We start from the raw sequence: 17,763 nt of genomic DNA on the forward strand, positions 1-17,763 counted from the left end.
TACCAACGTTAACGTGCGGTTTCGTACGTTCAAATTTTTCTTTAGACACGATCGTGTTCCTTCCTAGTTAAGATACGCCCCCTACTAGGTCGGGGGCGCGTCCGAAGCCTGTATTCTATGCGTCAACGAAGCTTGACGCAATAATCAAATTAAGTGCGCTCAGCAATAATTCGATCGGCAACATTCTTAGGAACTTCAGCATATTCGCTGAACTCCATCGAATAAGATGCGCGACCTTGAGTTGCTGAACGTAGATCTGTTGCGTAACCGAACATTTCAGACAGTGGTACCTTAGCACGAACGATCTTAAGACCAGCTGGTCCTTCGTCCATACCTTCGATCATGCCGCGGCGACGGTTAAGGTCACCAACAACATCACCCATCCAGTCTTCTGGCGTGGTTACTTCAACTTTCATCATTGGCTCAAGAATAATTGGGTCTGCTTCTAGCGCCCCCTTCTTGAATGCCATTGAACCTGCGATCTTAAATGCCATCTCGTTAGAGTCGACGTCATGGTAAGAACCGTCAAACAGCGTTGCTTTGACATCCAGAACCGGATAACCGGCCAGAACACCATTGTTCATCTGCTCTTCGATACCTTTGGCTACCGCACCGATATATTCTTTCGGTACTACACCACCTACGATTTCGTCAACGAATACAAAACCTTCGTCCTGCTCCGCCGGCTCAATCTTAAGCCATACGTGACCATACTGACCGCGGCCACCAGACTGACGTACGAACTTACCTTCAACTTCCGTTTTACCACGAATGGTTTCACGGTATGCAACCTGAGGTTTACCCACGTTACAGTCAACGCTGAATTCACGCTTCATACGGTCTACGATGATGTCCAGGTGAAGCTCACCCATACCAGAAATCAGCGTCTGGCCGGTTTCATCATCTGTTTCCACGCGGAATGACGGGTCTTCTGCAGCCAGTTTACCTAGCGCAATGCCCATTTTTTCCTGGTCAGCTTTCGAGCGAGGCTCAACAGCGATCTGGATTACTGGCTCAGGGAATTCCATACGTTCCAGAATCACTCGATGGTCTTGATCACACAGGGTATCACCTGTGGTCACATTCTTAAGACCGATTGCCGCTGCGATATCACCCGCACGAACTTCCTTAACTTCTTCACGCTTGTTCGAGTGCATCTGTACGATACGACCGAAACGCTCGCGTTTTTCTTTTACTGAGTTGTAGACGGTATCACCGGAATTTACAACACCAGAGTAAACACGCATGAAGGTCAGGCTACCAACGAATGGGTCGGTCGCGATCTTGAACGCAAGCGCTGAGAATGGTTCTTCATCGCTTGAGTGACGCTCAATCTCGTTACCTTTTTCATCTTCACCACGAATAGATTTAACTTCCGTTGGTGAAGGCAGGAATTCAATAACTGCATCAAGTACAGCCTGAACACCTTTGTTCTTAAATGCTGAACCACAAGTTGCCAGCACGATCTCATTTGCCAGCGTACGCTGACGAAGACCGGCTTTAATCTCTGCTTCAGACAAGTCACCTTCTTCAAGGTACTTATCCATTAGCTCTTCAGAAGCTTCAGCAGCAGATTCAACCAGGTTCTGACGCCATTCCTCAGCAAGTTCAACCATTTCAGCCGGAATGTCTTCATGGGTAAATGTCATACCCTGATCATCTTCACTCCAGTTGATAGCCTTCATCTTGATAAGGTCAACAACGCCTTTGAATTCATCTTCAGCACCAATATTCAGCTGAATAGGCACTGGGTTCGCGCCAAGACGGTTCTTGATTTGATCAATTACGCGCAGGAAGTCAGCTCCGGCACGGTCCATCTTGTTCACGAATACCATACGAGGTACTTCGTATTTATCAGCCTGACGCCACACAGTCTCAGACTGAGGCTCAACACCAGAAGAACCACAGAAAACAACAACTGCGCCATCAAGAACACGCAGAGAACGTTCTACTTCGATAGTGAAGTCTACGTGCCCAGGGGTGTCAATGATGTTGATGCGGTGCTCTGGAAACTGTGCTTCCATACCACGCCAGAATGTCGTAGTTGCAGCAGAAGTGATGGTGATACCACGTTCCTGCTCCTGCTCCATCCAGTCCATGGTAGCAGCGCCGTCGTGAACCTCACCGATTTTGTGAGACAGGCCTGTATAAAACAGAATACGCTCGGTAGTCGTTGTTTTACCGGCGTCAACGTGAGCACAGATACCGATGTTACGGTAGCGCTCGATAGGCGTTTTACGAGCCACGGCTGTATCCTCTTACTAAGGTTAACCTTAGAGTATGGTTTAGGCGCGACAGGCCTAGCCTGTCGCGCCCAGACGGTATTACCAGCGGTAATGTGCGAACGCTTTGTTCGCGTCTGCCATACGGTGAACGTCTTCACGTTTCTTAACAGCAGAACCTTTGTTGTCAGCCGCGTCTAGCATTTCTGCAGCAAGACGCTGAGCCATAGATTTTTCACCACGCTTACGCGCAGCTTCAACCAACCAACGCATAGCTAGTGCGTTACGACGTACTGGACGTACTTCTACAGGCACCTGGTAAGTTGAACCACCCACACGGCGAGATTTAACCTCTACCGCTGGACGAACGTTTTCAAGAGCTTTTTCAAAGATAGCTAGGTGTTCTTCACCAGAACGCTCAGCCATTGCATCTAGTGCAGTGTAAACGATTTTTTCTGCAGTAGATTTCTTACCGTCAACCATTAGGATGTTAACGAATTTTGCCAGCAATTCAGATTTGAACTTTGGATCTGGAAGGATCTTACGCTGACCGATTACGCGACGACGTGGCATGGATATTCTCCGTTGTCTTCTTCAGGTTATCCAAAACTTTTCAGTTTCTTCAAAATTTAAATAATTTAGTGTTTGGCCTTACTTAACGGAAATCCATTAAGACTTAGGACGCTTCACACCGTACTTAGAACGACCTTGTTTACGGTCATTAACGCCTGCACAGTCAAGTGCACCACGAACAGTGTGGTAACGAACACCTGGAAGGTCTTTAACACGACCACCACGGATTAGAACAACTGAGTGCTCCTGAAGGTTGTGACCTTCACCGCCGATGTATGAAGTTACTTCGAAACCGTTAGTTAGACGAACACGGCACACTTTACGTAGTGCTGAGTTAGGTTTCTTAGGAGTAGTAGTGTATACACGAGTACATACACCACGCTTCTGTGGGCACGCTTCTAGTGCAGGCACGTTGCTTTTTACAACTTGCTTAGCACGTGGCTTGCGTACCAGCTGGTTAATAGTTGCCATTAAATAGCTCCTGAAATATTACTTTCGTAAATGTGAAAAATCCGCCTCCCAACAACAGGAGGACGCGAAATTTTAGGCATCGCACTTATGGGTGTCAAGATCTATACAACGATCAATGAGATGATCATTTCTTAAACAATAAGAAAATGTCGCACTATCCTCAGGGATGAAGCAGATTTCAGGCCCATTTCATCTGAGTTTCGTGCTTAACGGTGAGCGAGGCAAAGCCATTAAAATCAACAACTTCCAATGAGTTATCGGTTTTTCCGGCGATGCCTCTTGCAGCCAGATCAGCCTCAAGTAAATAAATTTTTACACCCGATTGTTTTAGTGTTTCAGCCCAGGCATTTTTTTCAATACCGGCAATGACAGCATCCTGAATCAACAAGATTTCGTCACCCTGGCCTATATAGCGTAGACAACGCTGCAGGGCTTGGGTCTGAAATGGTGAGGTAGTGATAGTATGAAGCATAACCTTCGACCTCAATAACTTAGAATGCGCTGGCACTGGTGCAAGCGGGCAGAAATAGCCTCAGGATCCAGTACTTCGGTATCAATCAACAGTTCACTGGCATCAATACCCCGTTCGCTGAGTGACTGGCTGCAGACATAGATATTCTCGACATCATACAAATCCAGCATCTTGAAGGTAGCAATGTAATCACGGCACAGAATCTGTTCCGGCTGCTGAGATTTCAGTAACTGGCATACACCGTCACCAATGAAAAACACACTGATATCTTCGCTGTAAGCCGATGTCGCCAGTACGGCATCCAGCCCTTCACGGCCGCAGCTTGAACCGTGCGGCGCGTTGTTAAAAACAAAACCTAGCGATTTCATTGAAAATTCTCTTGGAAGGGATTTTAAAACTGAATCACGCGATCGGCGGTCAGCATGGCTTCAGCCAGACCACCTAAACCGGCTTGCTCAAACCCTGCAGCCAGGTTATCTCCCGGCAAGGCATTCTGCTCGGCTTCCTGCTTGCTGACAATGCCACGACGCAGAGCCGCAGCCACACAGGTCTGCAGCTCAACCTCATTTTCTGTCGCCAACTGCTGCCAGGCCGCAACCAGATCAAACTCATCAGATGCAGGCGCAGCCAATGCCGAACCATTATAAACACCGTCCTGGTAGAAAAAGACCCGCGACAGTTTGTGGCCCTGACCAATCACGGCCTGAGCAAACTGATAGGCCTGCCGGGCTGCTTGTGTACCATATGCTGGCCCGTCAACGACCAGCACATAATTCAGGCTCATTTATCGCAATCCTCAGTTTTACGCTGACGGATGTAGAGATAAACGGTGTGCTTGGAAATATTCAGGCGATCCGCAACACGGTTGATGGCATCTTTGATATCGAAAATACCTTTGTCATACAGTTCCATCACGATCTGGCGGTTCTTGGCATTGTTCGATACGTTCTTGTCGGCGTTAATCTCTTCGATGGTACGCTCAACGGTCTGATCCACCAGCTCATCAACATCACTGGCAAAGTTAACGCTTGATGCTGCCTGCTTGGCTTCATCAGTTGGCATGAAAGACTGCAGGATCTGTGCAAACGGGGCATCCAGATTAATATTGATACACAGCAGGCCGATGATACGGTCTTCACTGTTGCGAATAGCAATAGTGATCGACTTCATCAGCGCCCCACCCTTGGCGCGGGTGAAGTATGCACGAGAAAAGTTACGCTCAGAACCTTCAATATCCCGAAGCATACGCAGTGCCAGATCAGTGATCGGGGAACCGACTTTACGGCCGGTGTTTTCACCGTTGGCAATTTTGATTGCTGAAGTATTCAGGTCTGCCAGTGAGTGCAATACGATTTCACAAAACGGGCCGATCAGCGCAGCCAGGCCGTCAACAACCGCTTCGTAAGAACGCAGGATAACGTAATCATGCTCGCTGAATGCACGCGGCTCGATTATGTCACTTTCAACCATCACCTCAGAACTATAGTTATCTGTAGATACCACTTTCACATCTTCCTTGCTAAAGCCATTTTATTTAGTTTCACCGCTTCTCTCACCAAACTGATACCTGTACAGCAAAGGGAACGCGCGAAAATAAATAGAACGGGTAAAATTTCAAATCTTTCTAGCAAGTTTATCAGATTATTGATAGCTCCCTAAAATTTTATATGAACTTGGTCTATATCCAACGTTAGCCCAGATCAAACAAATATAAAAAAACCCGGCCAAAGCCGGGTTTCATCTGCATTCAGTAAAGTTTAAGGCCAAATATCGGCGCTAATCCTGTGACTTACTGGGTTTTCTGTGTTTCTGCCTGTTTTTCTGGTTTTACGATGTCCAGAAGTTCAACTTCAAATACCAAAGTAGAGTTAGCAGGAATGCTTGGGTTCGCCTGTGAACCGTATGCCAGCTCAGGTGGAATAACAAACTTGAACTTAGAACCAACAGGCATTAGCTGTACACCTTCAGTCCAGCCAGGGATAACCTGGTTAAGCGGGAAAGTCGCAGGCTGGTTGCGCTTGTATGAGCTGTCAAACTCAGTACCGTCAGTCAGCGTACCTTTGTAGTGAACGCGAACAGTATCGGTTGCAGCAGGCTTGTCACCTTCGCCCTGAGTTTCAACCTGGTATAGCAAGCCAGATTCTGTTTTCACCACACCGTCTTGTTTCTCAAATTTAGCACGGTACTCTTCACCGGCCTTAATGTTCTTTTCGGCTTCTTCCTGAGCTTTCTTCTGTACGATCTCAGAAACACGCTTGTCCAGTTCCTGCAGGGTCTGCTGAGTTTCTTCCGGAGTCAGGCGGCTTTGATCAGCAAATACGTCACGTACACCAGCCAGAACATGTTCACGGTCCAGGTTCAGGCCCAACTCTTTCTGCTGATCCAGGTTAGCTGCCAGGTACTGTGCCAACGATGCACCAATCGCGTAAGCGGCTTTTTCATCTTCTGAGGCAAATGCTGCAGGTGCAGCTTCAGTTGCCACCTGCTCTACTTTTGCAGGCTCTGCTGGTTTTGTATCAGCTGCTTTTTCATCTTGGCAGCCTACCGCTAGCAGGATTGTCGCAGCCAAAACAGACATCTTCAGAACAGGTTTCATGTATTTCTCCATCATTCGCTGAGGGAATGCCTCATTTTTTATAATCGGCTTTTCACTTTTTGAATCAAAAGCTCTAGTGTGAAAAGCACTCGATATCAATATACTAATACCAACTGTATTAAAAAACTGCCAAATACTCACTGTTATTCAGTTATTTAATACCATTGACGCTCTATTTCCGTGTATTTAGCAGAACAAATCGGAACAGACCTTAATGCACAAAAAAATACAATGGCTTAGCATTATTTTGGCACTGTTTACCCTAACAGGCTGTTTTTTTTCGGGTTCAGAAGTCAAACGCTGGGAGCTTGCCCCGGAAGGCGCTACCAGTTTCAGCCTGAGCCGAGATGGCCGCTTTGCCCTGCTATACTCGACACAACAAGGTATCGTGCTCTGGGACTTACAGCAAAACAAAAGGTTAGCTGATTTCGGTTCTCAAGATCCATATCACAATACCGTTATCGCCAGCAAAATTTCTGACAACAACCGCTATGCCATTACAGCAACAGCGCAGAATTTCGCTGTCTGGGATCTGGCCTGGGGCCAGTCTGAGGGATTATGGTCTATCTCTGACGGTATTATCCGTGATGTCGATATCGCCAGTAACGGTCAGCATGTCCTGCTGGCACTGTCTAACGGTAAGGCCCTGTATGTCGACTTGGGCAGCGGAAGACGACTGGAGTTCCTTGCTCACCGAGAAAAAGTTAATTCTGTCGCCCTGTCGGCCAATGGCCAGTTTGCCCTCTCCGGCGGCAACGACCATTTTGCCTACCTGTGGGATACCCGCAATGGCCAGATCCTTTACCAGTTCGAACATACCACCCGGATCAGCCGGGTTGCCCTCCAGCGCAACGGAAAGCTGGCCCTGACCGCCGACGGTGGCAACGATGTTTTTATCTGGGATTTGCAAAGCGGAGAGAAGCTAGCGTCACTGGCCGTGCGCCTGCGCCAGCAAAACCTTTCCACCGCCCGCTTCTCCAATGACGGCAAAACCGTTGTCACCGGTACACCGTCGCGACGGCTCGAACTGTGGGACTCGGCAAGTGGCGATAATCTCGGACGCTGGGAAGTTGCAGCCAAACAAGATTCTCGACCACCGGCTGCAGTGGTGTATGATGTCGCCATCAGCCCGGACGGCCATGTCATCTCCGGTAGCTCTGCCGGTATAGCTCAGGCCTGGACGACCGATTAACACGGGACACTTTCACCTTATGACCGAAATTGAAAAACTACAGGCTCAAATTGACGAGCTAGAAATGAAACAGGCCTTTCAGGATCAGACCATTGAAGAACTGAACCAGGCCCTGACTGCGCAGCAGTTCCTGATCGACAAATTACAGACGCAGATGAAATTCATGGTTGGTAAGGTCAAGGGGATGGAACCATCAAACCTGGCCAGCGAGTCTGAAGAAACACCGCCACCGCATTATTAATGTGAGTATCAAGGCTTGAGTGTTCGAGTAGCAAGAAACAAAAACGGGAAGCCTGAGCTTCCCGTTTTTTATACTTCACTATTAATTAGTGAGAGCAGCCGCAACCGCCGTGGCCTTCGCCACCACAGCAACCGCCTTCTTCTTCATGGCCGTGCTCGTGGTCATCACAACCGCCGCCACCGCAGCAACCGCCAGCACGGTGGATATGACCGTGAGCGATTTCTTCTTCTGTTGCTTCACGCAGAGCAACAACTTCTGCGCTGAAAGTCAGTGACTGGCCAGCCAGCATGTGGTTGCCGTCAACAACAACGTGGTCGCCATCAACTTCAGTTACTTCTACAGGGATTGGGCCCTGATCTGTATCAGCAAGGAAACGCATACCAACAGTGATTTCGTCAACGCCCTGGAATACATCTGCAGGAACACGCTGAACCATTTCTTCACGGTGCTCGCCGTATGCTTCTTCAGGAGCAACAGTCACTTCGAATTTGTCGCCAGCTTCACGACCTTCTAGTGCTTTCTCCAGGCCAACAATCAGGTTGTTGTGACCGTGAAGGTAGTCAAGAGGTGCGTCAGCTGTTGACTGGTCAACAACCACGCCTTCTTCAGTTTTTACCTGGTAGGCAAGGCTTACTACGATGTCTTTAGCGACTTTCATGTTTACTCCGATATTGAGACAGTACCGTTTTAGCGAAGGTGCGGAACCATTCGCTCTCCCGGTACCCTTGTTAATATTTCTGCATGATAACGGATAATGGTCGTCTGATGCCAATATCCGCTCGTTATTCTGGCTTGAAGATGCCAATCACCTGTTCTTTGGTTGGCGGCGAAAGCTGTTCGCTTTCATCCACCGACTTCGGCACCCGACGGTCGGTGTAATCACAGACCACACACTCAACCCTTTCGATCTCATTTTCCTGCCACCAGCGCAATGTATCCTGTTCACTGCACTGCGGACACACCGCTCCGGCAATAAAGCGTTTTTTTGCCATCTGGTTCATCCTTTTTCAGTTCGGAGGTTACTCATTACAACCTTCCCGCGGTTAATCCCACCCATTGTGCCGCTCACGCTCACCACGCATTTCGCGATCAAAAATCTCTTCCAGTTCCTTCCGAGCTTCCTTGGCTCTGGAGGCAAGGTGAACATCTTCAATATGCTGCGGCAACAGATCCCGCAAAGCCGTGGTATCGAGCTTGCGAAAATGGGCTTCGGCCCGTTTGGCTTTGTACGGGTGCATGCCCAGAGATATAAGGGTTTTACGACCTAAATCAAGCGCAGAAGAAAATGTTTCCCGGGAAAAGTGCTCGACATCACGACTCAGTAGCTGGTGAGCCTCAACCCGGCTGCGGGCCCGGGCCAGAATTTTCAGCTTAGGAAAGTACTGCTGACACAGGGCGACCACCTCCATCACCTCATCCGGCTCATCGGTACAGATAATAATGGCCTCGGCTTTGTCGGCACCGGCAGCCCGCAACATATCGAGTTGGGTTGCATCACCGTAATAAACTTTATAGCCGAACTTTCGCAGGAACTGGATCTGGCTCGGGTCACGCTCCAGGACCGTCACCCGGATTTTATTGGCGAACAGCAAGCGCCCAACCACCTGGCCGAAACGGCCGAAGCCGGCAATGATCACCCGCGGTTCGCGATCGACTACATCACTTTCCAGCTCAGGCTGATCGGCCCGGAAAGTGCGGGCATACCATTTTTCCTGTAGCCGGATAATCAGCGGAGTCGTCATCATCGAAAGACTGACCACCACCAGCAGAAAAGCAGACAGTTCCCCGCCCAGCAAACCTTCGCTCATTGCGGCAGTGAACAGCACAAAAGCGAACTCTCCGCCCTGACTTAAGATCGCCGCCATCTGGCTGCGGGATTTAGAGCGGATACCAAACGCACGAGCCAGGCCATAAAGCAGCAACCCTTTGATAGCCACCAGCCCTGTTACTGCCAACAAAATCTGCAGCGGATATTCCAACAGCAAACCAAGGTTGACCGCCATCCCCACCGCGATGAAAAACAGCCCGAGCAATAAACCTTTAAACGGCTCAATCGCAATTTCCAATTCATGACGGTATTCACTTTCTGCCAGCAAGACCCCAGCGAGGAAAGTCCCCAAAGCCATCGACAAGCCCAGCGACTGCATCCCTAACGCAATGCCGATAACCAGCAGCAGCGCGGCAACATTGAACAGTTCTCTTACGCCACTTAGCACCACCCAACGAAATAAAGGGCGCAACAGGAAGTGCCCGCCAACCAGTAAAGCGACAATCCCGCCAATCATCCAGGCAAAGTCGATCCAGCTCCCCCCGCCGCCACCGGCCAGCACTGGCAAGATAGCCAGCATCGGAATCACCGCTATATCCTGAAACAGCAATACAGCAAAGCCGGATTGGCCCGTTTCACTGCCATCCAGCCCCTGCTCTTCTATTACCCGCAAAGCAATCGCCGTCGACGACAGCGCCAACCCCATTCCGACCACCAGCGCATCGCGCCAGGTAATGTCCGGCATAAAACCACGGCAAGCCATCACTATGGCGGCAATAACCAGACTGGACAACAGGACCTGACTGCCACCCAACCCGAGTATCGGCCTGCGCATCTGCCATAGCTTCTTCGGATTCAATTCAAGGCCGATCAAAAACAGCAGCAACACCACACCGAATTCTGAAAAGTGGAGAATCGCGTCTACATCAGATATCAGGCGCAGCCCCCACGGACCAATCACAATACCGGCAAGCAGATACCCGAGTACGGAGCCCAGCCCCAGACGCTGAGCCAGCGGTACCGCCACCACGGCGGCGGCCAGAAAAACCACACTGACAGAAAGGACATCACTGGCCATAGGCGTTCTCCTTTCCTTCGCTGTCATCTTCTTGCGCCTTTTGTTCATGAACAAAAGGCGTCTGTAACCACTGATGGTATGCCTTCGCATGTGCTGAAAGCTCACCAGCCGGAATGCGTCGTGCCCAATGCAGCACCAGCGGCTCCAGCCACTCCATCTGACACAGGGCCGCCGACAACTCAAACGGTTTAAGGATCTCGGCAAGGCTACAACGGTTATAACCATCCGGGGTATAGGCTTCTGCCGCTCCGCCAGTGGTGATCACCGAACGCCAGTACTTGCCCTTGGTTGCCATCCCTTCACCATGAGCAAAACCTTTGCTGAGCACTTCATCAATCCACTCTTTAAGCAGCGCCGGGCAAGAATACATATATAAAGGATGTTGGAAGACAATGATGTCATGCTGGCAAACCAGCTCACGCTCATAGTTAACATCAATAAAAAAATCAGGATAGGCGGCATACAAATCATGCACGGTGACATTGTCCAGCGCTTCAATCCCTTTCAGCATTTCACAATTTGCCACCGAGGATTCAGGGTCCGGGTGGGCATAAATCAGCAAAACTCTTGGCTGTCCTTTTTTGGTCATAGTGTTCCTTACTGCATCCCTCAGGCTCTCCATACAGGACAGCTTTATCATCACTCCAGTGCACATAATACATAATTGTGATGACAGCAGATCCTTCTTCGCAAAATTCACAGTCACTATGATTAAATCTAGCTGGTGAATAACGAGCGGGTTAGCAGTCAGGGGCTGTTTGTTATAGACTGCCGCTCAATTTCATATCAGTTTTACTATGCGGAGCGGGGCTGCCCCGACACTGTCGATGATTACCTTTTCGGACATTCAACTCTTACGCGGCGGTAAAGTTCTTCTTAACAACGCCACAGCAACCATCCATCCCGGAGACAAAGTCGGTCTGGTCGGCAAGAACGGCTGCGGTAAATCCACCCTGTTCGCCATGCTAAAAGGCGAGCTGAGCGTCGATGCCGGTAACTGCCAGCTGCCGGCAAACTGGGAGCTGGCCTGGGTAGCTCAGGAAACACCAGCACTGGAGCGCAGCGCCATTGAATACGTTATCGACGGTGACCGCGAATACCGCCAGCTGGAACGCGATCTGGCTGCTGCAGAAGAAGCTAATAACGGCAACAAAGTTGCTGAACTTCACGGCAAGCTGGAAACTATCGGCGGCTACAGCATCCGTGCCCGCGCTGCGGAACTGCTGGACGGCCTTGGCTTTTCCCAGGAGCAGATGCAATGGAACCTGACCCAGTTCTCCGGTGGCTGGCGAATGCGCCTGAACCTGGCTCAAGCACTGCTGTGCCGTTCCGATCTGCTACTACTCGACGAACCGACCAACCACTTGGATCTGGATGCCGTCATGTGGCTGGAAAAATGGCTGCAGAACTACCGCGGCACCCTGGTGCTGATTTCCCACGACCGTGACTTCCTGGACCCGGTCGTAAACCGCATCATCCATATTGAAAACCAGACGATGAACAGCTACACAGGTAACTATTCATCGTTTGAAACCCAGCGCGCTGAAAAGCTGGTATTGCAACAAGCTATGTACCAGAAACAGCAGAAGCAGATGACACACATGCAGTCATACATCGACCGCTTCCGCTACAAGGCCAGCAAAGCCCGTCAGGCCCAGAGCCGGATTAAAGCGCTGGAGAAAATGGAAAAAGTGCTGCCGGCCCAGTTCGATAACCCGTTCAGCTTTGAGTTCCGCGAGCCAAGCGCCCTGCCAAACCCTATCCTGATGATGGATCAGGTGGAAGCCGGTTACGGTGATAACCTGATCCTAGAAAAAATCCGCCTGAATCTGGTACCGGGCAGCCGTATCGGCCTGCTGGGCCGCAACGGTGCCGGTAAATCGACTCTTATCAAACTCCTGTCCGGTGAGCTGCCAGCCAAAGCCGGCGATCTGACCTACTCACAAGGTGTAAAGATCGGCTACTTTGCCCAGCACCAGCTGGAAACCCTGTACATGGATGACACCCCGGTACAGCACATGGCCCGCATTGCTCCGCAGGCAACCGAACAGCAGCTGCGTGATTACCTCGGCAGCTTCGGTTTCAACGGCGACAAGGCCCTGGAAAAAGTCGGCCCGTTCTCCGGCGGGGAAAAAGCCCGTCTGGTTCTGGCACTTATCGTCTGGCAGCGCCCGAACCTGTTGCTGCTCGATGAACCGACCAACCACCTGGATCTGGACATGCGTCAAGCCCTAACACTAGCCCTGCAGTCTTACGACGGTGCCATGGTGATTGTCAGTCACGACCGTTACCTGCTGCGTGCTACCACTGATGACCTTTACCTGGTTCACGACCGCCAAGTAGAACCGTTCAACGGCGATCTGAATGACTACCACAAGTGGCTGACGGAACAGCAACGCAATGAACGCCGGGAGCAACAGGCCGAAAAACCGGACACAGGCAAAGACAACAGCGCGGCATCCCGCAAAGAGCAAAAACGTCTGGAAGCGGAGTTCCGTAAGAAAACCGCCCCAATCCGCAAGCAAATCGACAAACTGGACAAGCAGATGGAAAAACTCGGTACCGAAATTACCGATGCCGAAACCCAACTGTCAGATCCGGCGATTTACGAAGCTGAAAATAAAGTCCGCCTGAACGATCAACTCAAGCGCCAGGGCGATGCCAAAGCAGCACTCGAAGAGATTGAAATGGAGTGGATGGAACTGCAGGAAGAGCTTGAAGCAATGGAAACTGAATTCAATGCCTGATGGCATAGTTTTGACTCCGGAAGATTTCTGGCAATTCAGCCTGGGCCATTACGCCCAGGCTGGTGTCGAACCAGCCTGTCTGAGCCTGCAAAATGACTTCGGGGGCAACGTCAATCTTGCCCTCTTACTGCACTGGCTAGACTGTCAGCAATTATCGCTGAGCAATCAACTTATCCAGAACTTGATCGACACAGCCAGCCACAGTGACAGCCTGCTCCGCCAATATCGAACCATGCGCAAAAACCTCAAACCCCAGCTCGACCACGACGGCTACCAGCAACTACTCCGGTTTGAACTGACACTGGAAAAACAGCAACAAAGCGAACTCATAACAAAACTCAACACCAGCACTTCACCGTTCCTGCCATCAACTCACACACCGAACAGTTGCAACCTTGAGCGCTACTGCCACCAGGTCGGGGCCGATATACTGCTGCTCCCGCTTCAGGCCAACACCCCCTGAACATAAAACACAAAGTACTCTTTCCCCTCTCCCCCTAAACCGCTAACCGCCCCTTTACGTAATTACGCAATAAAGATGCTTAATTGGTATCATTGCCAAACAGGAAGAAAATAGACCAAACTGTTTCGGCAACGGTTATCTGTTCCAAAAACCGGCTTTTTCAGGCAAGACATAACTGAAGGACATCCCGACCATGACACCTTTCGAGCCCGCCAGCGGACTACGTAATGCCCACCTACAAACCCTGCTGCCGCGGTTTATTCGCCGCAATCCTTTGTTTACTCCGATAGAGCAACGGCTGGAAACACCGGATGGCGACTTCCTTGATTTGGCATGGACGGCCCCCATCGATAGCTATCCGGCCGACCGTCCTGTCCTGGTGTTATTTCATGGTCTGGAGGGCAGCTTCCGCAGTCCTTACGCCAACGGCCTGCTTCATGCTGCCAGCCAGCAAGGTTGGCTTGGTGTAATGATGCACTTTCGGGGCTGCAGCGGCGAAATCAACCGCCTTGCACGCGGCTATCACTCCGGTGAAACCACAGATGCGACCTTCTTCCTCAACTGGCTGCGAAAACAACTGCCAGATAACCCGTTCTGGGCAGTTGGTGTCTCGCTCGGCGGCAATATGCTGGTCAACTACCTGGCAGAGCATCAGTCTCAGTCTGAAGTCCAGGCTGCTCAGGTGATTTCGCCACCGCTTAGTCTGTCTTCCTGCTCAGAAAGGATCCAGCAGGGGTTTTCCCGGGTTTATCAGCAATATCTGCTGAACTCCATGAAGAAGAACCTCAGCAAAAAAATCGCTGTGCTACCCGAAGCGATGCCGCTGGAAGCGGGTCAGGTGGAACACATACGTACCCTGTGGCAGTTCGATGAGCTGGTGACAGCGCCGCTACATGGTTTTAAAGATGCCGACGACTACTACCGACGCTGCAGTGGGATCAGCAAATTGCAACGGATCACCACACCACTGCGTATCATCCATGCCGCTGACGACCCGTTTATGACCGAGGCAGTGATCCCGACCGAACCGCTGCCTGATAACATCGACTACCACCTTAGCGATAACGGCGGCCATGTCGGCTTTGTCACCGGCAGTTGGCGAAACCCGGAGCTGTGGCTGGAAAAAACAGTACCGGAGTGGTTTCTTAAAAAAGCGGGAAGCTAATTAAATTTCGAATTTAGAAGATTAAATCCAACACCAATAAACTGTGGAGGACTGGGGCTACAGTTCTCCTAAACAATTAACGAAATTGCCAATATAATCATCCTATCAGCAGTCAACGATTAGAGCCCTGTAATGATTATTCCCTGGCAAGAGATTGATCCGGAAACCCTGGATAACCTCATTGAGTATTTTGTGCTTCGCGAAGGCACCGATTACGGTGAGAATGAAATGAGCCTGTCCGATAAAGTACGCCATGTTCGCCAGCAACTGGCTTCCGGCGAAGCGGTGGTGGTTTTTTCTGAGCTGCATGAATCGATCGATATCAAGCTGCGCCACGAATTCAGCGGTTAATCCACTTTTTATCCACTGTATCATTTTCGCTATCCCTGTCCGGTTCCGCTTGACCTTTCCTTAACAGCCTGTTAATAACTCTGAGAGTTAATGTTAACGACAGGGTTTGTCATGTCTGCAAAACATCCGATTATTGCAGTAACAGGGTCTTCAGGAGCCGGCACCTCCACCACCTCTGAAGCTTTCCGCAAAATGTTCAATATGATGGGCATCAATGCCGCCTGGCTGGAAGGTGACAGTTTCCACCGCTATACCCGGCCGGAGATGGATGTTGAGATCCGCAAAGCTAAAGATCAAGGACGGCATATCAGCTATTTTGGCCCTCAAGCCAATGATTTTGCCCAACTCGAGAGTTTCTTCCGCCAGTACGGTGATGACGGCAGCGGTAAATTTCGCCGTTACCTACACACTTTCGACGAAGCAGTGCCTTATAATCAGATGCCGGGCACCTTTACCCCGTGGCAGGATCTGCCAGAAAATACCAACGTACTGTTTTATGAAGGATTACATGGCGGTGTGGTGGACGGAGATATCAACGTCGCCCAGCACGTCGATCTGCTGATCGGCATGGTGCCAATCGTCAACCTGGAGTGGATCCAGAAGATCGTCCGAGATACCCGGGATCGCGGCCATTCCCGTGAAGCGGTAATGGGATCCATCGTTCGCTCAATGGACGATTACATCAACTATATTACGCCACAGTTTTCACGTACCCATATTAACTTCCAGCGGGTACCGACCGTCGATACCTCCAACCCGTTCACCGCCAAGGCCATTCCTAGCCTGGATGAAAGCTTTGTGGTGATCCGCTTCCGCGGTATCAAGAACGTCGACTTTCCCTACCTGCTGGCGATGATCCAGGGCTCTTTCATGTCTCGCCATAACACCCTGGTAGTGCCGGGCGGCAAAATGAGCTTTGCGATGGAGCTGATCATGCGACCGCTGATCCAGCAACTGATTGATACCGGTAAAATAAGCTGACTCAAAAGGCAATTATCTATATCGAGTAACGAGAAAAGAGTATCTCGTTACTCGTTAAAAGATTGAAGATCAATCAGTTACGCCTTAATGACCTCATAAGAATGGGTCATCTCAACCCCTTCACCCAGCATCAGGCACACTGAGCAGTATTTCTGCAGTGAGTCAGCAACAGTTTTGGCAACGACCGCTTCATCCAGATCATGTCCGGTCACCACAAAGTGCAGGTTTGCGGAGGTAAACAGACGCGGTGCCTGTTCGCGGCGGACGGAAGAAATTTGTGCTTCACAGGCGGTAATTTTCTGTCCGGCAGACTTCAGGCCGTCGACCACATCCACAGAGCTGCAACCACCGGCAGCCATCAAAACCATTTCCATCGGACTTGGTGCTTTTTCACCACCATTGCCATCCATTACGATGCTATGTCCTGAATTTGACTGCCCCAAAAAGGTCATTTCCTCGACCCATTTCACTCTCGATTGCATGACTTTCTCCTTACTAAAATCAGGCGGTTTTGGCACATGATTACACAGTTGTGATCATGTGCACACTTATGACTACAAAATGGCCTTTTCAGATAGATCAATATCAAGAAATACAGGCCGAAAAAAGATAAACTCTGAAACTAATTATTCAAGTGAGCTTGCAGCCCAGCGGCTGACTGAATATCCTAAAGGCAAACAATTTTATTGTTAGGCCCAGCTTCAATTTTTAGGGATGTCGTTGTTGGGCAACAAACGCAGAGGAAGTTAGTAATATGGTTCCAGGTAAACCTCAAACAGATCCAACTCTAGAGTGGTTTCTTTCCCATTGCCACATTCACAAGTACCCTTCAAAGAGCACTTTGATCCACGCAGGTGAGAAAGCTGAAACTCTCTACTACATCGTCAAAGGTTCTGTTGCCGTATTGATCAAGGATGAAGAAGGCAAGGAGATGATCCTGTCTTACCTAAACCAAGGTGACTTCATCGGTGAGCTTGGTCTGTTTGAAGAAGGTCAGGAACGTACCGCTTGGGTTCGTGCCAAAACACCTTGTGAAGTAGCAGAAATCTCATTCAAGAAATTCCGCCAGCTGATTCAGGTTAACCCTGACATCCTGATGCGTCTGTCAGCTCAGATGGCGAGCCGCCTGCAGGTAACCAGCCAGAAAGTTGGCGACCTTGCATTCCTGGATGTAACCGGTCGTATCGCACAGACACTGCTGAACCTGGCAAAACAGCCAGATGCAATGACTCACCCAGACGGTATGCAAATCAAGATTACTCGTCAGGAAATCGGTCAGATTGTTGGCTGTTCACGTGAAACGGTTGGCCGTATCCTGAAGATGCTTGAAGAGCAGAACCTGATCTCGGCACACGGTAAAACTATCGTTGTCTACGGTACGCGCTAAGCGAACCATCCAGACATGAATGACAAAAAGCCGCTTGATGCGGCTTTTTTTGTTGC

At 50.1% G+C, this 17,763-nt stretch carries 21 protein-coding genes; 8 read left to right on the plus strand and 13 right to left on the minus strand.

Features of this window, described 5'->3' with window-relative positions:
• Positions 1-149 precede the first annotated feature (149 nt).
• The 8 genes from fusA to fkpA all read right to left on the minus strand — a co-directional run bounded on the left by fusA (position 150) and on the right by fkpA (position 6,334).
• Positions 150-2,246: an elongation factor G gene (gene fusA / locus C942_RS19020; protein ID WP_007469170.1), complete on the minus strand. Its 2,097-nt coding sequence runs from the start codon at positions 2,244-2,246 to the stop codon at positions 150-152.
• Positions 2,247-2,324: 78 nt separating this feature from the next.
• Positions 2,325-2,795, minus strand: a complete 471-nt coding sequence (gene rpsG / locus C942_RS19025) for a 30S ribosomal protein S7 (RefSeq protein WP_007469171.1) — start codon at positions 2,793-2,795, stop codon at positions 2,325-2,327.
• Positions 2,796-2,891: 96 nt separating this feature from the next.
• Positions 2,892-3,266 (minus strand): 30S ribosomal protein S12, encoded by a 375-nt coding sequence (rpsL, locus tag C942_RS19030; protein ID WP_004399892.1) that lies wholly within the window; start codon positions 3,264-3,266, stop codon positions 2,892-2,894.
• A gap of 178 nt (positions 3,267-3,444) precedes the next feature.
• The gene (tusB, locus tag C942_RS19035) at positions 3,445-3,738 is read right to left on the minus strand and encodes a sulfurtransferase complex subunit TusB (RefSeq protein WP_007469225.1); all 294 of its coding nucleotides are present in this window, start codon (positions 3,736-3,738) and stop codon (positions 3,445-3,447) included.
• Positions 3,739-3,749: 11 nt separating this feature from the next.
• Positions 3,750-4,106 carry a sulfurtransferase complex subunit TusC gene (gene tusC, locus C942_RS19040; RefSeq protein ID WP_007469227.1) on the minus strand — a complete coding sequence of 119 codons (357 nt, stop codon included), beginning with the start codon at positions 4,104-4,106 and terminating at the stop codon, positions 3,750-3,752.
• Positions 4,107-4,129: 23 nt separating this feature from the next.
• Positions 4,130-4,522 carry a sulfurtransferase complex subunit TusD gene (gene tusD / locus C942_RS19045; protein ID WP_007469230.1) on the minus strand — a complete coding sequence of 131 codons (393 nt, stop codon included), beginning with the start codon at positions 4,520-4,522 and terminating at the stop codon, positions 4,130-4,132.
• Positions 4,519-5,208 carry a helix-turn-helix transcriptional regulator gene (locus tag C942_RS19050; protein ID WP_369808747.1) on the minus strand — a complete coding sequence of 230 codons (690 nt, stop codon included), beginning with the start codon at positions 5,206-5,208 and terminating at the stop codon, positions 4,519-4,521. Before C942_RS19050 ends, tusD begins: the two co-directional genes overlap by 4 nt.
• Positions 5,209-5,527: 319 nt before the next feature.
• Positions 5,528-6,334 (minus strand): FKBP-type peptidyl-prolyl cis-trans isomerase, encoded by an 807-nt coding sequence (gene fkpA / locus C942_RS19055; RefSeq protein ID WP_007469234.1) that lies wholly within the window; start codon positions 6,332-6,334, stop codon positions 5,528-5,530.
• Between the two features lie 214 nt (positions 6,335-6,548).
• On the opposite strand from fkpA, the gene C942_RS19060 reads away from it, so the two are divergent.
• Positions 6,549-7,526: a WD40 repeat domain-containing protein gene (locus tag C942_RS19060; protein ID WP_007469236.1), complete on the plus strand. Its 978-nt coding sequence runs from the start codon at positions 6,549-6,551 to the stop codon at positions 7,524-7,526.
• Between the two features lie 19 nt (positions 7,527-7,545).
• Positions 7,546-7,767, plus strand: a complete 222-nt coding sequence (locus C942_RS19065; RefSeq protein WP_007469238.1) for a SlyX family protein — start codon at positions 7,546-7,548, stop codon at positions 7,765-7,767.
• An 85-nt stretch (positions 7,768-7,852) separates the two neighbouring features.
• Here the strand turns inward: C942_RS19065 and slyD are convergent, their stop codons facing one another.
• The 4 genes from slyD to kefG all read right to left on the minus strand — a co-directional run bounded on the left by slyD (position 7,853) and on the right by kefG (position 11,202).
• Positions 7,853-8,425, minus strand: coding sequence for a peptidylprolyl isomerase (gene slyD / locus C942_RS19070; RefSeq protein ID WP_007469240.1), 573 nt, complete (start codon positions 8,423-8,425; stop codon positions 7,853-7,855).
• A gap of 124 nt (positions 8,426-8,549) precedes the next feature.
• Positions 8,550-8,759, minus strand: a complete 210-nt coding sequence (locus C942_RS19075; RefSeq protein WP_007469242.1) for a YheV family putative zinc ribbon protein — start codon at positions 8,757-8,759, stop codon at positions 8,550-8,552.
• A gap of 51 nt (positions 8,760-8,810) precedes the next feature.
• On the minus strand, positions 8,811-10,613 hold the full coding sequence (gene kefB, locus C942_RS19080) for a glutathione-regulated potassium-efflux system protein KefB (protein WP_007469244.1): 1,803 nt from the start codon (positions 10,611-10,613) through the stop codon (positions 8,811-8,813).
• The gene (gene kefG, locus C942_RS19085; RefSeq protein WP_007469246.1) at positions 10,603-11,202 is read right to left on the minus strand and encodes a glutathione-regulated potassium-efflux system ancillary protein KefG; all 600 of its coding nucleotides are present in this window, start codon (positions 11,200-11,202) and stop codon (positions 10,603-10,605) included. Before kefG ends, kefB begins: the two co-directional genes overlap by 11 nt.
• 238 nt (positions 11,203-11,440) lie before the next feature.
• Between kefG and C942_RS19090 the strand changes: the two genes are divergently transcribed.
• From C942_RS19090 to C942_RS19110, 5 genes are all read left to right on the plus strand, one after another.
• Positions 11,441-13,360 carry an ABC transporter ATP-binding protein gene (locus C942_RS19090; RefSeq protein WP_007469248.1) on the plus strand — a complete coding sequence of 640 codons (1,920 nt, stop codon included), beginning with the start codon at positions 11,441-11,443 and terminating at the stop codon, positions 13,358-13,360.
• On the plus strand, positions 13,329-13,823 hold the full coding sequence (locus tag C942_RS19095) for a TIGR02444 family protein (protein WP_232428198.1): 495 nt from the start codon (positions 13,329-13,331) through the stop codon (positions 13,821-13,823). Before C942_RS19090 ends, C942_RS19095 begins: the two co-directional genes overlap by 32 nt.
• A 193-nt stretch (positions 13,824-14,016) precedes the next feature.
• Entirely contained in the window at positions 14,017-14,988 is a 972-nt protein-coding gene (locus C942_RS19100) for a hydrolase (RefSeq protein WP_007469252.1), read from the plus strand.
• 132 nt (positions 14,989-15,120) lie between these two features.
• Positions 15,121-15,339 (plus strand): YheU family protein, encoded by a 219-nt coding sequence (locus C942_RS19105; protein WP_007469254.1) that lies wholly within the window; start codon positions 15,121-15,123, stop codon positions 15,337-15,339.
• 111 nt (positions 15,340-15,450) lie between these two features.
• Positions 15,451-16,320, plus strand: coding sequence for a phosphoribulokinase (locus tag C942_RS19110; RefSeq protein ID WP_007469255.1), 870 nt, complete (start codon positions 15,451-15,453; stop codon positions 16,318-16,320).
• A gap of 77 nt (positions 16,321-16,397) precedes the next feature.
• Here the strand turns inward: C942_RS19110 and C942_RS19115 are convergent, their stop codons facing one another.
• The gene (locus tag C942_RS19115; protein ID WP_007469257.1) at positions 16,398-16,802 is read right to left on the minus strand and encodes an OsmC family protein; all 405 of its coding nucleotides are present in this window, start codon (positions 16,800-16,802) and stop codon (positions 16,398-16,400) included.
• A 272-nt stretch (positions 16,803-17,074) separates the two neighbouring features.
• Between C942_RS19115 and crp the strand changes: the two genes are divergently transcribed.
• Positions 17,075-17,707, plus strand: a complete 633-nt coding sequence (crp, locus tag C942_RS19120) for a cAMP-activated global transcriptional regulator CRP (RefSeq protein ID WP_036801200.1) — start codon at positions 17,075-17,077, stop codon at positions 17,705-17,707.
• Positions 17,708-17,763 lie beyond the last annotated feature (56 nt).

The sequence above is a fragment of the Photobacterium marinum genome, assembly GCF_000331515.1.
GTDB lineage: Bacteria > Pseudomonadota > Gammaproteobacteria > Enterobacterales > Vibrionaceae > Photobacterium > Photobacterium marinum.

Bases quoted from the DNA above. Each gene is read 5' to 3' on its own strand.
- tusC (WP_007469227.1), bottom strand. From the start codon at position 4,106: ATGAAATCGCTAGGTTTTGTTTTTAACAACGCGCCGCACGGTTCAAGC.
- C942_RS19075 (WP_007469242.1), bottom strand. From the start codon at position 8,759: ATGGCAAAAAAACGCTTTATTGCCGGAGCGGTGTGTCCGCAGTGCAGT.
- kefG (WP_007469246.1), bottom strand. From the start codon at position 11,202: ATGACCAAAAAAGGACAGCCAAGAGTTTTGCTGATTTATGCCCACCCG.
- C942_RS19065 (WP_007469238.1), top strand. From the start codon at position 7,546: ATGACCGAAATTGAAAAACTACAGGCTCAAATTGACGAGCTAGAAATG.
- tusB (WP_007469225.1), bottom strand. From the start codon at position 3,738: ATGCTTCATACTATCACTACCTCACCATTTCAGACCCAAGCCCTGCAG.
- crp (WP_036801200.1), top strand. From the start codon at position 17,075: ATGGTTCCAGGTAAACCTCAAACAGATCCAACTCTAGAGTGGTTTCTT.
- C942_RS19100 (WP_007469252.1), top strand. From the start codon at position 14,017: ATGACACCTTTCGAGCCCGCCAGCGGACTACGTAATGCCCACCTACAA.
- slyD (WP_007469240.1), bottom strand. From the start codon at position 8,425: ATGAAAGTCGCTAAAGACATCGTAGTAAGCCTTGCCTACCAGGTAAAA.
- C942_RS19050 (WP_369808747.1), bottom strand. From the start codon at position 5,208: ATGGTTGAAAGTGACATAATCGAGCCGCGTGCATTCAGCGAGCATGAT.
- C942_RS19060 (WP_007469236.1), top strand. From the start codon at position 6,549: ATGCACAAAAAAATACAATGGCTTAGCATTATTTTGGCACTGTTTACC.
- C942_RS19090 (WP_007469248.1), top strand. From the start codon at position 11,441: ATGATTACCTTTTCGGACATTCAACTCTTACGCGGCGGTAAAGTTCTT.
- C942_RS19115 (WP_007469257.1), bottom strand. From the start codon at position 16,802: ATGCAATCGAGAGTGAAATGGGTCGAGGAAATGACCTTTTTGGGGCAG.
- fkpA (WP_007469234.1), bottom strand. From the start codon at position 6,334: ATGAAACCTGTTCTGAAGATGTCTGTTTTGGCTGCGACAATCCTGCTA.
- tusD (WP_007469230.1), bottom strand. From the start codon at position 4,522: ATGAGCCTGAATTATGTGCTGGTCGTTGACGGGCCAGCATATGGTACA.
- C942_RS19110 (WP_007469255.1), top strand. From the start codon at position 15,451: ATGTCTGCAAAACATCCGATTATTGCAGTAACAGGGTCTTCAGGAGCC.
- rpsG (WP_007469171.1), bottom strand. From the start codon at position 2,795: ATGCCACGTCGTCGCGTAATCGGTCAGCGTAAGATCCTTCCAGATCCA.
- kefB (WP_007469244.1), bottom strand. From the start codon at position 10,613: ATGGCCAGTGATGTCCTTTCTGTCAGTGTGGTTTTTCTGGCCGCCGCC.
- rpsL (WP_004399892.1), bottom strand. From the start codon at position 3,266: ATGGCAACTATTAACCAGCTGGTACGCAAGCCACGTGCTAAGCAAGTT.
- C942_RS19105 (WP_007469254.1), top strand. From the start codon at position 15,121: ATGATTATTCCCTGGCAAGAGATTGATCCGGAAACCCTGGATAACCTC.